Raw genomic sequence first — 14,457 nt, forward strand, 5'->3', positions numbered from 1 at the left:
TCGCCATGAATGCACATCACAGCATCTCCCGCCGCGCAGCTCTGACCGGCGGTCTCGCCACCGGCTTCCTGCTCGCCTTCCACCTGCCGCTGCGCGCCGCCGTCAACGAGCCGGTGCAGCCGCGCGATACGACCGACGGCAGGTTTGCGCCCAACGCCTTCATCCGCATCGACGAGACCGGCCGCACCGTGCTGATCATGCCGCAGGTCGAGATGGGCCAGGGCACCTATACCTCGATCTCCGCCGTGCTCGCCGAAGAGCTCGACGCCGACTGGAGCAAGGTCGAGGTCCAGCACGCCCCGCCCGACGACAAGCTGTACGGCAACCCGACCTTCGGCCTGCAAGTCACCGGCAATTCCAATTCGATCCGCGCCTGGTGGCTGCCGCTGCGCAAGGCCGGCGCCACCGCGCGCGCGATGCTGGTGCAGGCCGCGGCCAGCCAGTGGGGCGTCGAGCCGGCAAGCTGCACGGCGTCGAAGGGTGAGGTTGCCCATGCCGCAAGCGGCCGCAAGCTCGGCTACGGCGAACTGGCGCTGGCCGCGCAGGGCCAGACGCCGCCGAAGGACGTCGCAGTCAAGGATCCCCGGGATTTCGTCCTCATCGGCCAGCCCTTGAAGCGGCTCGACACGCCGGACAAGGTCAACGGCAAGGCCATCTACGGCATCGACGCCATCCTGCCCGGCATGAAGTTCGCGACCGTCGCCGCCTGCCCGGTGTTCGGCGGCAAGGTCGGCAAGGTCGACGACAGCGCCGCGGTGAAGCTTCCCGGCGTGCGCAAGGTCGTCGTGCTCGACGATATGGTTGCTGTGATCGGCGATCACATGTGGGCGGCCAAGAAGGGGCTCGAAGCGCTTGGGATCGAGTGGGACGAGGGGCCGAACGCACAAATCACCACCAAGGACATCTGGGACGACCTGCGCAAGGCCAGCCAGGAGGACGGCGCAGTCGCAAAATCCGACGGCGATATCGCCAAGGCGCTCGCGAGCGGCGACAAGTTCGAGGCGGCCTACGAGCTGCCCTTCCTGGCGCACGCCTCGATGGAGCCGATCAACGCCACGGTGCACGTGAAGCCCGACTCCTGCGAGATCTGGACCGGCACGCAGATCATGACGCGCGTGCGGTCTGAGGCCGCGAAGGCCGCGGGCCTGCCGATCGACAAGGTCATCGTCAACAATCACCTGCTCGGCGGCGGCTTTGGCCGCAAGCTCGAGCCCGACATGGTGGTGGCGGCGGTGAAGATCGCAAAACAGGTCGACTACCCCGTGAAGGTGGTGTGGACTCGCGAGGAGGACATCCAGCACGACGTCTACCGCCCGGTCTATCGCGACCAGATCACGGCGTCGCTGGTCGACGGCAAGATCGCGGGCTGGAAGTACAAGGTCGCCGGCTCCGCCGTGCTGGCGCGCTGGCTGCCGCCGGCGTTCCAGAAGGGCATCGACATCGACGCGATCGACGCCGCGGTGGACGCGCCTTACGACTTCGCCAATTTCCACGTCGAATATGTCCGTGCCGAGCCGCTGTCGGTGCCGACCGGCTTCTGGCGCGGCGTCGGTCCCAACAACAACGTGTTCGCGGTCGAGTGCGCCATGGACGAGCTCGCGCGCAAGGCCGGCAAGGACCCGATCGCGTTCCGAAAGTCGATGCTGACCAAGAACCCGCGCATGCTCGCGGTGCTCGACCAGGTCGCGGAGAAATCCGGCTGGGGTCAGAAGCTGCCTCCGCGCGTCGGCCGCGGCGTCTGCGTGCAGCCGTCATTCGCGAGCTTCATCGCAACGGTGGTGGAGGCCGAGATCGACGATTTCGGCGAGATCGCGCTCCGCCGCATCACCTCGGTGGTCGACACCGGCATCGCGGTCAACCCCGACACCGTGAAGGCGCAGATCGAGGGCGGGCTGATCTTCGGCCTGACCGCGGCGCTGTATGGCGAGATCACCATCGACAAGGGCCGCGTGCAGCAGTCGAACTTCCACAACTACCGCATGATGCGCATCAACGAGACGCCTAAGATCGAGGTCATCGTCGTCAAGAGCGGCGAAGCGCCCGGCGGCATCGGCGAGGCCGGCGTCAATGCCGGACCGCCGGCGCTGCGCAACGCGATTTACGCCGCAACCGGCGTGGCGCTGCGGCGCCTGCCGATCGATCGGAAACTGCTGGCTGCGGGGAAGAAGGCATGAGCGGCAAGATGCGTATCCTCGCAGGTATCGTCGTCATCGCCATCGTCGCGGCGGCGCTCGGCGTCTTCATCATCCGCGGGCCCGGCCCGCTCGACTTCGCGGGCGGCACGAAGGTGGCGCTGGCGGACTACCGCGCCGGCAAGCCGACCGGCGTGCCGGCGAAGCTGGAGAAGGCCGGCATCGTCGAGCGCGGCGAATATCTCACAAAGGCCGCAGACTGCATGGTCTGCCACACCAAGCCGGGCGAGAAGCAGTATTCCGGCGGTCTCGCCTTCAAGCTGCCGTTCGGCACGCTCTATTCCACCAACATCACGCCGGACAAGGATACCGGCATCGGCAATTACAGCGACCAGGACTTTCTGAACGCGGTCCAGCACGGCAAGCGCCGTGACGGCGCGCGGCTCTATCCGGCGATGCCGTACACGTCCTACACGTTCATGACGGATGAGGACGTGCTGGCGGTGAAGGCCTATCTGTTCAGCCGGCCGGCCGTACGCGCCAAGGCGCCCGACAACACGCTGTCGTTTCCGTTCAACCAGCGCTGGGCGATGACGTTCTGGTCGGCGGTGTTCAACCCGGACACGCGCTTTGCGCCTGACACCTCGAAGAGCCCGGAGTGGAACAGAGGCGCGTATCTTGCTGAGGCCTTGGCGCATTGCGGCGAGTGTCACACGCCGCGCAATCTCGGCTTCGCGCTGAACAACCGCAGGAAGTTCGCCGGCGCGATCACCGCCGGATGGCGCGCCTTCAACATCTCCTCCGACAAGGCGACCGGTCTCGGCAACTGGAGCGACCAGGATCTGATCTCGTATCTGTCGCTCGGCCATGCGCCGGGCCATGGCTCGGCCTCAGGTCCGATGGGTGAGGCGGTCGACAACAGCTTCAGCCATTTCGCCCCCGAAGACATCCGCGCCATCGTTGCCTACCTGCGCAGCGTGCCGCCACAGGCTTCGCCCGACCTGCCGGCCACCACGGCACCCGTCGCGCCTGCATCGCACCGCGACGGCATCACAGCGGATGCCCGTGGCAAGCAGGTGTTCGCCAGCGCCTGCGCCAGCTGCCACGGCTGGAGCGGCGAGAGCCCGGTCTCGCCGATGGCGACGCTGACCGGCACCTGGGCCGTCAACGACCCCGCCGCCACCAACGTCGCGCAGATCGTGATCTCAGGCACCAAGCGCCACACGCCGGATGGTGCGCTGTCGATGCCCGCGTTCGGCAAGGCCTATACGGACGACGAGATCGCGGCGGTGGCGAACTATGTCACGGCACGGTTCGGCACGAAGGGCTCGAAGCTGACGGCGAAGGACGTGGCGGAATTGAGGGAGCAGACGGCGGAGTAGCGCTTCTCTTACCCTCCCCTGGAGGGGTCCGGGACGAGGGTAGCTCGCCCGTGGGTCGGCTCACATTGAGCGCAGCGAAGATGTGAGACGGGGTGGGGTGACGGTCTCTCCGCATTGAACACTGCCCGTGGGGAGAGATCACCCCACCCCGCTCGCGCTACGCGCGATCGACCCTCCCCCTCCAGGGGAGGGTGGCAGCGCCGTTTGCCGCGAGACCTTCAGCTCAACCAGAATCTTGGCGTCGCCGGCTCCAGCCTTCCGCCGACGCGCACCGGCGCGATGCGCAGCGCTAACCCCGTCGCATCATCCGTCTCGACGGCAACGCCGCTGAGCGTGGCCGCGCCCGCGGCCGGCTCGAAACGCCCTGACGGAATCCCCGTGGTGAACCGCCGCAGCGGTTCTTCCTTCTGCATGCCGATGATGGAATCGTAATCGCCGGTCATGCCGGCGTCGGTCATGTAGGCGGTGCCGCCGTTGAGGATCTGGTGGTCGGCGGTCGGCACATGGGTGTGCGTGCCGACGACGAGGCTGGCGCGGCCGTCGCAGAAGAAGCCGATGCCCTGCTTCTCGCTCGACGCCTCGCAATGGAAATCGACGACGATGGCGTCGGCGGCGACGCCGAGCGGGCAGGCGCCGAGTTCGCGCTCGAGCGCGGCGAAGGGATCGTCGAACGGGGTCATGAAGACGCGGCCGAGAGCATTGACGACGAGGGCATGCCTGCCGTTCTTGGTCTCGACCAGGGCGGCGCCGCGGCCGGGCGTGCCGCGGGGATAGTTCGCCGGGCGCACCAGGCGGTCGGCGCGCTCGATGAACACCAGCGCCTCGCGCTGGTCCCAGGAGTGATTGCCGAGCGTCACCGCGTCGGCGCCGGCCTCGAGAAACTCCTGGTAGATCGCTTCCGTGATGCCGAAGCCGCCGGCCGAATTCTCGCCGTTGACCACGACGAAATCGAGCGACCAGTCCTTGACCATGCCGGGCAGATATTCGGCGACGGCCTCGCGCCCGCTACGGCCGACGACGTCACCCACGAAGAGAATGCGCAACTTCAGAACTCCGGAAATCGAACACGTCCGATTCCGTTAGCACATAATCCAGCGCGACGTCGTGAGATAGTGCCGGAACCGCCTCGATCTCCTGCGCCGCAAAGGCAAGCCCGATGCCGATGATGTGCTTGGCTTTGCGCAAATGCGCGAAGGTGAAATCGTAATGCCCTGCGCCATAGCCGATGCGATGGCCGAGACGATCGAAGGCAGCCAGCGGCGTCAGCATGATGTCGGGGATGACCTCGGCCGCCGCCGGCGACGGCTCGGGAATGCCGAGCGGGCCGAGCATCAGGCGGTCGCTCGGATGGAAGATGCGGAAGATCAGCGACTGGCCGCGCGCGGTGACGCAGGGCAGCGCCAGCTTCGCGCCCTGCTCGGCGAGCTTCCGCATCAACGGCATCGGATCGATCTCGTTGCGGATCGGCGAATAGCCGGAGACGATGCTGCCGGGCAGCAGCTCGAACGGCAACCCGCGCTTGGCGAGCTTTGCAGCCGCAGCGATGCGCTTCTTGTCGCTCAGCGCGTCGCGCTTGGCGAGGGCTTTGGCACGGAGCTCGGCTTTGGAAGCGGACATGCGCTTTGGTCCCCACGTCATCGCCCGCGAATGCGGGTGATCCAGTATTCCAGAGACGCCAATTCCAGAACCTCGACGCCGCGGCGTACTGGATGCCCCGGTCCCGTCTCCGCCAAGGCTACGCCGGGCCCACAACGGCGCTCGGCCGGCGAAGCTTCAGCGAAGACGGCAAGCCGGGGCATGACACCGAACCTTGAGCTGAACCGCAAGCGTGTCGGGGACGCAATTCGACAGACACGAAGAAAACAGTACGAAGCCGCGAACGCCGTTGAAGCACTCGATCCCGGAGTTCCCTACGAAAGTAGGTGGGCACCATATGTCCGGGCCCACGGGCCCGGCCAGGGACAGTTCCCTAAAGGATCGATAAGGCCCCGGGGATATATGGCTCCTGACGCACGTCGCAGCCTCGCTTGGGCAATGTAACAACTGTACTGACAAATCGCCAGTGCGGCGAGTGTGCTGCTTCTTACCCTCCCCTGGAGGGGCCCTGGAGGGGGAGGGTCGGCTCACATTGAGCGCAGCGAAATGTGAGACGGGGTGGGGTGACGGTCTCTCCACCTTGCACACTGCCCGAGTGGAGAGATCACCCCACCCCGCTCGCGCTGCGCGCGATCGACCCTCCCTCCAGGGGAGGGTGGCCCTACCCGATCGCGATCCCGCCTCCGACGGTGCGGTTCAGGACCTGGGTCGACTTCTCGATGCGTTCGGCCGCGGCGTTGAGCGCGTTCACCACGGCGGTTTGCGTCATCCTGGCGCGTTCGACGGCGGCGTTGCGAAAATCCCGAAGCTCGACCAACTCCTGCTCCATGGAGCGGATGCGGTTGCCGGCGTCGATCAACTCGTCGCACACGGTCAGCGCCGCCATCACGGTGAGGCGCGCATCGCCGATCTCGCCGAATTTTCCGCGCAGCGACTGGATGCGCGTCTCCAGGCTCTCGGCGAGCTTGAGCAGCCGCACCTCCTGGCCCTCCTCGCAGGCCATGCGGTATTGCCGGCCATTGATGGTGACGTTGATGTGGCTCATCCGTCCTCTCCGGTATCGAGCACCGAACGTATCGTGACGATCGCGGAATCCAGCCGGTCGGAAATCTCGCGATTGGTGCGCTCGAGCTTGCGCGCTTTCACCAGCGCGCCGTCGAGTTCGTCGGCGAGCCGCGAGCGGTCCGCGCCGAGCGCCTGAATCCGCGCTGCGAGCTCGTTCTCGTCGCGATCGGCATCGCGCCGCCGCTCCACCGCGCTTTCGAGCGCGTCGAGCGCGGCCGTGAGCCTGCGCGTCGCAATCTCGATCTCGACGGCGGATGATTCCGTCATGGCAGAGCTATTGGACACGCGATCGTTCATGCAGTCAGCGGCGGAACCTGGCGGCCTTTGCCCAGTGGCCTTTCCCTGGAGCTTGCCGTCCGGCAAAAGACTCGGTTCGGCAAGCGGTTAGAAGCAGAAATTTACAAAGCAAGCTAGCCCAGCGCAACGCCGCCGCAAAACTATGCACCGATCAATCGGGACGCGGTTGCGATCGATCGATTCCTTCCGGCACGATCCCGGCGGAAAACTGATCTCTACTGGCAACTTTTGCGGCCAAACCGGCGTTTGACCGCCTTGGACTCCCGGAACTGAGGTGCTATCCCAGCCCCAACCTCCAGTCGCCGCCAGGCTCCTCCCGCGCGGGCATATCGCCTCCAAGCGCCTCATTTCAGACGGATTTCAGACATGACGCAGGTCGATCACACCCGTATGGCCAACGCGATCCGCGGCCTTTCGATGGACGCTGTCGAGAAGGCGAAATCGGGCCATCCCGGCCTGCCGATGGGCGCCGCCGACATCGCCACGGTGCTGTTCACGCAGTTCCTGAAATTCGACGCCGCCGCGCCGGCCTGGCCGGACCGCGACCGCTTCGTGCTCTCGGCCGGCCACGGCTCGATGCTGCTCTATTCGCTGCTGTATCTCACCGGCAATTCCGAGATGACGCTGGATCAGATCAAGCAGTTCCGCCAGGTCGACTCGCTCACCCCCGGCCACCCCGAGAACTTCCGCACCAAGGGCATCGAGACCACCACGGGGCCGCTCGGCCAGGGCATCTCGACCGCGGTCGGCATGGCGCTCGCCGAGAAGATGCTCGCCGCCGAGTTCGGCAAGAAGATCGTCGATCACCACACCTATGTGCTCGCCTCCGACGGCGACCTGATGGAGGGCGTGTCGCAGGAAGCGATCGCGATGGCCGGGCACTGGAAGCTCGGCAAGCTGATCGTGCTCTATGACGACAACGGCATCTCGATCGACGGACCGACCTCGATCTCCGATTCCGTCGACCAGGTGAAGCGCTTCAAGTCGGCGGGCTGGGCCGCCGAGAAGATCGACGGCCAGGACCAGGCGGCGATCGCCGCCGCCATCACCCGCGCGCAAAAATCGAACAAGCCGACGCTGATCGCCTGCCGCACCACGATCGGATTCGGCGCGCCGCACAAGGCCGGCACCTCGAAGGTGCATGGAGAGGCGTTAGGGGCCGACGAGCTCAAGGCCGCCAAGGAAAATCTCGGCATCTCGCTCGAGCCGTTCTCGGTGCCCGAGGAGGTGCTGAAGGCGTGGCGCGCGGCCGGCAGCCGCGGCGCATCAGTGCGCCAGGAATGGGAAGCACGGATCAGTGAGCTCGGCAGCCGCAAGCGTGCCGAGTTCGAGCGGCGTCTGCGCCATGAGCGTCCGGCGTCGCTCGCAAAGGCGCTGAAGGCGCACAAGAAGGAGCTGCTGGAGAAACCATTGACGGCGGCGACGCGCAAATCGTCGGAAGCGGCGATCGAGGCGATCGCGGCTGCAATGCCGATGGAATTCCTGGCCGGCTCGGCCGATCTCACCGGCTCCAACAACAACAAGGCGAAGTCGGCGACCGCGTTCTCGGCCAAGACGCCGAAAGGCCGCTTCATCCATTACGGCATCCGCGAGCACGGCATGTGCGCCGCGATGAACGGCATCTTCCTGCACGGCGGCTTCGCGCCGAACGGCGCGACCTTCCTGGTGTTCACCGACTACGCACGACCCGCGATGCGCCTCGCCGCACTGATGGGCACCGGTGTCGTCTATGTGATGACGCACGACTCCATCGGCCTCGGCGAAGACGGGCCGACGCATCAGCCGGTCGAGCATCTCGCCGCGCTTCGCGCCATTCCCAACATGCGCGTGTTCCGCCCCTGCGATTCCATCGAGGTCGCTGAGTGCTGGGAGCTCGCGCTCAACCGCGTCGACGGTCCGACCGTGCTGGCGCTGACGCGGCAGAACCTGCCGCAGCTGCGCACCACCGCACCGAACGACAATCCCTGCGCGATCGGCGCCTATGAGCTGGTCGCGGCCCAGGGCGAAGCCAAGGCGACGCTGTTCGCCTCCGGCTCCGAAGTCGAGATCGCGGTCGCGGCCCAGAAGCAGCTCGCGGAACGCGGCATCGCGTCACGCGTTGTCTCCGTTCCCTCGCTCGAACTGTTGTTAGCGCAACCAGAGGCCAAGCGTGCCGCAATCATCGGCAACGCGCCGGTCAAGATCGCCATCGAGGCCGCAGTGCGCTGGGGCTGGGATGCCGTAATCGGCCAGGACGGCGAATTCATCGGCATGCATTCCTTCGGCGAAAGCGGTCCTGCCAAGGAGCTTTACAAGCATTTCGGCATTACCGCCGAGGCCGCGGTTAACGCTGTGCTGAAGCGCATTTCCTGAGAGTTGAGCTTGCCCCAAAAAAGGACTACGTAATCTCTCATATGATCAAGCACCGCCCGGCCGAACCGGGCGCCCGCCCCTAAAAAAACCCTCGCAGGCGCACGAAAGCGCGTTGTGCGGGATGACAACGGTCATTGAAGGAGACGAAACATGGCAGTCCGCGTCGGAATCAACGGTTTTGGCCGCATCGGCCGCAACGTCCTGCGGGCTATCGCCGAGTCAGGCCGCAAGGACATCGAGGTCGTGGGCATCAACGATCTCGGCCCGGTCGAGACCAATGCCCATCTGCTCCGTTTCGACAGCGTCCATGGCCGCTTCCCCGGCACCGTCACCGTCGATGGCGACTCCATCAGCCTCGGCAACGGCAAGATCAAGGTGACCGCCGAGCGCGATCCCTCGAAGCTGCCGTGGAAGGATCTCGGCGTCGACATCGCGCTGGAATGCACCGGCATCTTCACCTCGAAGGACAAGGCTTCCGCGCATCTGACCGCCGGCGCCAAGCGCGTGCTGGTCTCCGCGCCCGCCGACGGCGCCGATGCCACCATCGTCTACGGCGTCAACCACGACACCCTGACCACGGATCATCTGGTCGTCTCCAACGGCTCCTGCACCACCAACTGTCTCGCGCCGGTCGCCAAGGTGCTGAACGATCTCGTCGGCATCGAGACCGGCTTCATGACCACGATCCACGCCTATACCGGCGATCAGCCGACGCTGGACACGCTGCACAAGGATCTCTACCGCGGTCGCGCTGCGGCGATGTCGATGATCCCGACCTCGACCGGTGCTGCGAAGGCGATCGGCCTCGTGCTGCCCGAGCTGAAGGGCAAGCTCGACGGCGTCGCGATCCGCGTGCCGACCCCGAACGTCTCGGTGGTCGACCTCAAGATCGTCGCCAAGCGCGCCACCGACGCCAAGGAAATCAACGCTGCGATGAAGCGCGCCAGCGAGCAGCAGCTCAAGGGCATCCTCGGCTACACCAGCGCGCCGAACGTCTCGATCGACTTCAACCACGATCCTCACTCCTCGACCTTCCACGAGGACCAGACCAAGGTGCAGAACGGCACGCTGGTGCGCGTGATGTCCTGGTACGACAACGAGTGGGGCTTCTCGAACCGCATGGCCGATACCGCCGTCGCGATGGCGAAGGTGATCTGACTCCGCTCTCGTGTCCCGGACGCGATGCAGCGCGAAGCGCTGCGTCGCAGAGCCGGGACCCATCTTAACCGCGGGACTCGCCGCAACGTGGGTCCCGGTTCTGCACAGCGGCGCTTTGCGCCGCAATGCGCCCGGGACAAGGAGCGTCCGATGACCAACAAATTCCGCACCCTCGATGACGTCGACGTGAAGGGCAAGCGCGTGCTGCTGCGCGTCGATCTCAACGTGCCCATGGAGAACGGGCGCGTCACCGACGCGACGCGGCTCGAGCGCGTCGCGCCGACCATCACCGAGATCTCGGACAAGGGCGGCAAGGTGATCCTGCTCGCGCATTTCGGCCGGCCGAAGGGGCGCGATGCCAAGGAGTCGCTCAAGCCCGTGGCGGAAGCGCTCGCGAAGGTCGTGAAGAAGCCGGTCGCCTTCGCCGACGACTGCATCGGCGAGCCTGCGGCCAAAGCCGTGGCGGCTCTGAACGACGGCGACATCCTGTGCCTGGAAAACACCCGCTTCCACAAGGAAGAGGAAAAGAACGATCCCACGTTCGTCGCGGAGCTCGCAAAGCTCGGCGACATCTGGGTCAACGACGCCTTCTCGGCCGCGCACCGCGCCCATGCCTCGACCGAAGGCCTCGGCCACAAGCTGCCGGCCTATGCCGGCCGCACCATGCAGGCCGAGCTCGACGCGCTGGAGAAGGCGCTGGGCTCGCCGACCAAGCCCGTCATCGCCATCATCGGCGGCGCAAAAGTCTCGACCAAGATCGACCTGCTCGAGAATCTCGTGACCAAGGTCGACGCGCTGGTGATCGGCGGCGGCATGGCCAACACCTTCCTGCACGCTCAGGGCGTCGCGATCGGCAAGTCGCTGGCCGAGAAGGATCTCGCCCCGACCGCGCTGCGCATCATGGAGAAGGCGGACGCCGCCAACTGCGCCATCATCCTGCCCGTGGACGCCACCGTCGCCTACCATTTCGCGGCCAATGCGCCCTCGCATGCCTACGGCCTCGATGCGATCCCGGCCGACGGCATGATCCTCGACGTCGGCCCGCAATCGGTCGCCCGCGTCCACGCTGCGATCGACGACGCGGCAACCCTGGTCTGGAACGGCCCGCTCGGAGCCTTCGAGATGCAGCCGTTCGACCGCGGAACCGTCGCGGCCGCCAGGCACGCCGCCGAGCGCACCAAGGCGAAAAAGCTGATCTCGATCGCGGGCGGCGGCGACACCGTCGCGGCGCTCAACCAGGCCCATGTGGCCGGTAACTTCACCTATGTGTCGACCGCCGGTGGCGCGTTCCTCGAATGGATGGAAGGCAAGCCGCTGCCCGGCGTCGAGGTTCTGCGTACCAAGTAAGCAAGCGGCCTTGCAGGCCCCAACGGGAGATAAACACAGATGGCTCGGATCACGTTACGTCAACTGCTCGACCACGCGGCGGAGAACGATTACGGCGTACCGGCCTTCAACATCAACAACATGGAGCAGGCGCTGGCGATCATGGACGCGGCCAACCAGGTCGATGCGCCCGTCATCATCCAGGCCTCGCGCGGCGCGCGTTCCTACGCCAACGACGTCATGCTCAAGCACATGATGGACGCGGTGACCGAGATCTATCCGCATATTCCGGTCTGCGTGCATCTCGACCACGGCAACGAGCCGGCGACCTGCATGACCGCGATCCAGGCCGGCTTCACCTCGGTGATGATGGACGGCTCGCTCAAGGCCGACGGCAAGACGCCCGGCGACTGGGGCTACAATGTCGGCGTCACCAGGACCGTGACCGACATGGCCCATCTCGGCGGCATCTCGGTCGAGGGCGAGTTAGGGGTGCTCGGCTCGCTCGAAACCGGCATGGGCGACAAGGAAGACGGCCACGGCGCCGAAGGCAAGCTCAGCCACGACCAGCTCCTGACCAATCCGGACGAGGCCGTGAAGTTCGTGAAGGAGACCAAGGTCGACGCGCTCGCGATCGCGATGGGGACGTCTCACGGTGCCTACAAATTTACCCGCAAGCCGGACGGCGACATCCTCGCCATGAACGTGATCGAGGAGATCCACCGCAAGCTGCCGAACACGCATCTCGTCATGCACGGCTCGTCCTCGGTGCCGCAGGAGCTCCAGGACATCATCAACGCCTATGGCGGCAAGATGAAGCCGACCTGGGGCGTGCCTGTCGCCGAGATCCAGCGCGGCATCAAGAACGGCGTGCGCAAGATCAACATCGACACCGACAACCGCATGGCGATGACCGGCCAGATCCGCAAGGTGCTCAAGGACAGTCCGGAAGAGTTCGATCCGCGCAAGTACCTGAAGCCGGCGATGGAAGCGATGACCAAGCTGTGCAAGCAGCGGCTGCAGGAATTCAACACCGCAGGCCAGGCCTCCAAGATCAAGAAGGTGCTGACCACCGCCGAGATGGCCAAGCGCTACGCCAAGGGCGAGCTGGATCCCCGCGTCGCGTAGCGATCGCGGTGGCGTAGGACTGGACACCGCCCTGTCCTCCCCCTCTCCCCGCTTGCGGGGAGAGGGTTGGGGCGAGGGGGAGTCTCCACTGGGGCGGTGGCAGTTCGACTCGCGGAGAGCCCCCCTCACCCGGATTTTACGCTACGCGTAAAATCCGACCTCTCCCCGCAAGTGGGGCGAGGTGAAGAGCCGCCCGGCCGGCCCAATGCTTACCCCAGCCGATCCCCTACCCTGCGACGAACGTTAACTCGGCAATTGCCCGAGAACGGTCTATTTTCACGGGCAAGGGCAGAATCGTTTTGGGAGGACCTCTCGATGGATCTGACTGAGCTCAACAGGATCGCGACCGCCATGGTCGTATCAGGCAAGGGCATCCTTGCCGCCGACGAATCCTCCGGCACCATCAAGAAGCGCTTTGACGCCATCGGCGTGGAATCCACGGAGGAGAACCGCCGCGACTATCGCGAGATGCTGTTTCGCTCCAAGGACGCCATGAGCCAGTACATCTCCGGCGTCATCCTCTATGACGAAACCATCTGGCAGGATGCCAGGGACGGCACGCCGCTGATCAGGCTGATCGAGCAGAGCGGCGCCATTCCCGGCATCAAGGTCGACGAGGGCACGCAGGCCCTGCCGATGTGTCCGGGCGAGCTCGTGACCATCGGGCTCGACAAGCTCGCCGAGCGGCTGAAGAAATACCATGAACGCGGAGCGCGCTTTGCCAAATGGCGCGCGGTGATCGACATCGGCAGCGGCATTCCCTCCACGACGGCGATCAGCGTCAACGCCCACGCGCTGGCGCGCTATGCCGCGCTGTGCCAGGCCGCGCAGATCGTGCCGATCGTCGAGCCGGAAGTTCTGATGGACGGCGATCACGACATCGACCGCTGCTACGAGGTAACGAGCCGCGTGCTCAACAAGACGTTCGAGGAGCTGCGCGTGCAGCGCGTTGCGCTCGAAGGCATGGTGCTGAAGCCGAACATGGCGATATCAGGCAAGAAGTGCGCGAAGCAGGCGTCCGTGGAGGAAGTCGCGGAGAAGACGATACGGCTGCTCAAGGCCTGCGTGCCCGCAGCCGTGCCCGGCATCGCTTTCCTCTCCGGCGGCCAGTCGGACGAGGAGGCCACCGCCCATCTCAACGCCATGCACAGGCTCGGCGCGTTGCCCTGGGGCCTGACCTTCTCCTACGGCCGCGCGCTGCAGGCCGCGCCGCAGAAGGCCTGGTCCGGCATGGCCGAGAACATCGCGGCCGGACAGCGCGCCTTCAGCCATCGCGCGCGGATGAACGGCCTCGCCTCCAAGGGCGAATGGCAGAGCAGCCTGGAACAGAAGGCAGCCTAGATCTTGTCGAACAAACCGCCTCCGCCGCGCCCGGCGCCGCGCCTCTATCTCGCGACGCCTGTTGTCGATGATCCCGCGATGCTCGTCGCCGAGCTGCCGGGCCTGCTCGCCTCCGCCGACGTCGCCGCCGTGCTGCTGCGACTGAACGAGACCGATCAGCGCACCATGATCTCGCGCATCAAGGCGCTGGCGCCGCCGGTGCAGACGGCAGGCGCGGCGCTCCTCGTCGACGGCCATCCTGAAATCGTCGCGCGCGGCGGCGCCGACGGCGCGCACCTCACCGGCCTTGCCGCGCTGGAAGAGGCGGCGCCCTCGCTCAAGCCCGATCGCATCGCCGGCGTCGGGGGACTTGCCACGCGCCACGATTCCATGAGCGCGGGCGAGATGGGCGCCGACTATGTGCTGTTCGGCGAGCCCGATGCGAAAGGCCAGCGGCCGTCATCCCAGGCCATCGCCGAACGGCTGGACTGGTGGGCCGAGCTGTTCGAGCCGCCCTGCGTCGGCTTTGCCACCTCGCTGGACGAGGCTCACGATTTCGCCGCCAGCGGCGCCGATTTCGTGCTGGTCGGCGACTTCATCTGGGCCGATCCTCGCGGGCCCAAGGCCGCGCTGATCGAAGTCGATGCCGCGATCAAGAAGGCCCACGCGACGGCGCCGGCTCGCCAGGAGCATGGCTAGCC

At 66.1% G+C, this 14,457-nt stretch carries 12 protein-coding genes and 1 other RNA gene; 8 read left to right on the top strand and 5 right to left on the bottom strand.

Annotated elements, in window-relative coordinates; all coding sequences use genetic code 11:
* The first annotated feature begins 5 nt into the window (after positions 1-5).
* Together XH87_RS19170 and XH87_RS19175 are read left to right on the top strand one after the other, a co-directional pair.
* Entirely contained in the window at positions 6-2,174 is a 2,169-nt protein-coding gene (locus XH87_RS19170) for a xanthine dehydrogenase family protein molybdopterin-binding subunit (protein ID WP_271588464.1), read from the top strand.
* Positions 2,171-3,514: a c-type cytochrome gene (locus XH87_RS19175; protein WP_271588465.1), complete on the top strand. Its 1,344-nt coding sequence runs from the start codon at positions 2,171-2,173 to the stop codon at positions 3,512-3,514. The genes XH87_RS19170 and XH87_RS19175 overlap by 4 nt, the downstream gene beginning before the upstream one ends.
* 218 nt (positions 3,515-3,732) lie before the next feature.
* On the opposite strand, the gene XH87_RS19180 is transcribed toward XH87_RS19175, so the two are convergent.
* The 5 genes from XH87_RS19180 to XH87_RS19200 form a co-directional block, all read right to left on the bottom strand.
* Positions 3,733-4,557 carry a TIGR00282 family metallophosphoesterase gene (locus XH87_RS19180; protein ID WP_271588466.1) on the bottom strand — a complete coding sequence of 275 codons (825 nt, stop codon included), beginning with the start codon at positions 4,555-4,557 and terminating at the stop codon, positions 3,733-3,735.
* The gene (locus XH87_RS19185; RefSeq protein ID WP_158667499.1) at positions 4,535-5,131 is read right to left on the bottom strand and encodes a 5-formyltetrahydrofolate cyclo-ligase; all 597 of its coding nucleotides are present in this window, start codon (positions 5,129-5,131) and stop codon (positions 4,535-4,537) included. The genes XH87_RS19180 and XH87_RS19185 overlap by 23 nt, the downstream gene beginning before the upstream one ends.
* Positions 5,132-5,380: 249 nt before the next feature.
* Positions 5,381-5,541: non-coding RNA, 6S RNA (gene ssrS / locus XH87_RS19190), on the bottom strand.
* A gap of 230 nt (positions 5,542-5,771) precedes the next feature.
* A complete protein-coding gene (locus tag XH87_RS19195; protein ID WP_035708465.1) occupies positions 5,772-6,155 on the bottom strand; it encodes a cell division protein ZapA in 384 nt (127 codons plus the stop codon).
* Positions 6,152-6,472 carry a DUF4164 domain-containing protein gene (locus XH87_RS19200; protein WP_014439722.1) on the bottom strand — a complete coding sequence of 107 codons (321 nt, stop codon included), beginning with the start codon at positions 6,470-6,472 and terminating at the stop codon, positions 6,152-6,154. Before XH87_RS19200 ends, XH87_RS19195 begins: the two co-directional genes overlap by 4 nt.
* A 366-nt stretch (positions 6,473-6,838) precedes the next feature.
* On the opposite strand from XH87_RS19200, the gene tkt reads away from it, so the two are divergent.
* The 6 genes from tkt to XH87_RS19230 all read left to right on the top strand — a co-directional run bounded on the left by tkt (position 6,839) and on the right by XH87_RS19230 (position 14,455).
* The gene (gene tkt, locus XH87_RS19205; RefSeq protein ID WP_271588467.1) at positions 6,839-8,824 is read left to right on the top strand and encodes a transketolase; all 1,986 of its coding nucleotides are present in this window, start codon (positions 6,839-6,841) and stop codon (positions 8,822-8,824) included.
* Positions 8,825-8,974: 150 nt separating this feature from the next.
* On the top strand, positions 8,975-9,982 hold the full coding sequence (gene gap, locus XH87_RS19210; protein ID WP_271588468.1) for a type I glyceraldehyde-3-phosphate dehydrogenase: 1,008 nt from the start codon (positions 8,975-8,977) through the stop codon (positions 9,980-9,982).
* Positions 9,983-10,132: 150 nt separating this feature from the next.
* Positions 10,133-11,329: a phosphoglycerate kinase gene (locus tag XH87_RS19215; protein WP_271588469.1), complete on the top strand. Its 1,197-nt coding sequence runs from the start codon at positions 10,133-10,135 to the stop codon at positions 11,327-11,329.
* A 39-nt stretch (positions 11,330-11,368) separates the two neighbouring features.
* The gene (fba, locus tag XH87_RS19220; RefSeq protein ID WP_271588470.1) at positions 11,369-12,436 is read left to right on the top strand and encodes a class II fructose-bisphosphate aldolase; all 1,068 of its coding nucleotides are present in this window, start codon (positions 11,369-11,371) and stop codon (positions 12,434-12,436) included.
* A gap of 315 nt (positions 12,437-12,751) precedes the next feature.
* Complete coding sequence (locus XH87_RS19225; RefSeq protein WP_271588471.1) at positions 12,752-13,777, top strand: class I fructose-bisphosphate aldolase; 1,026 nt, start codon at positions 12,752-12,754, stop codon at positions 13,775-13,777.
* 3 nt (positions 13,778-13,780) lie between these two features.
* The gene (locus tag XH87_RS19230) at positions 13,781-14,455 is read left to right on the top strand and encodes a thiamine phosphate synthase (RefSeq protein WP_271588472.1); all 675 of its coding nucleotides are present in this window, start codon (positions 13,781-13,783) and stop codon (positions 14,453-14,455) included.
* Positions 14,456-14,457 lie beyond the last annotated feature (2 nt).

Origin of the sequence: Bradyrhizobium sp. CCBAU 53415 (assembly GCF_028128735.1) — a bacterium.
Classification (GTDB): Bacteria; Pseudomonadota; Alphaproteobacteria; order Rhizobiales; family Xanthobacteraceae; genus Bradyrhizobium.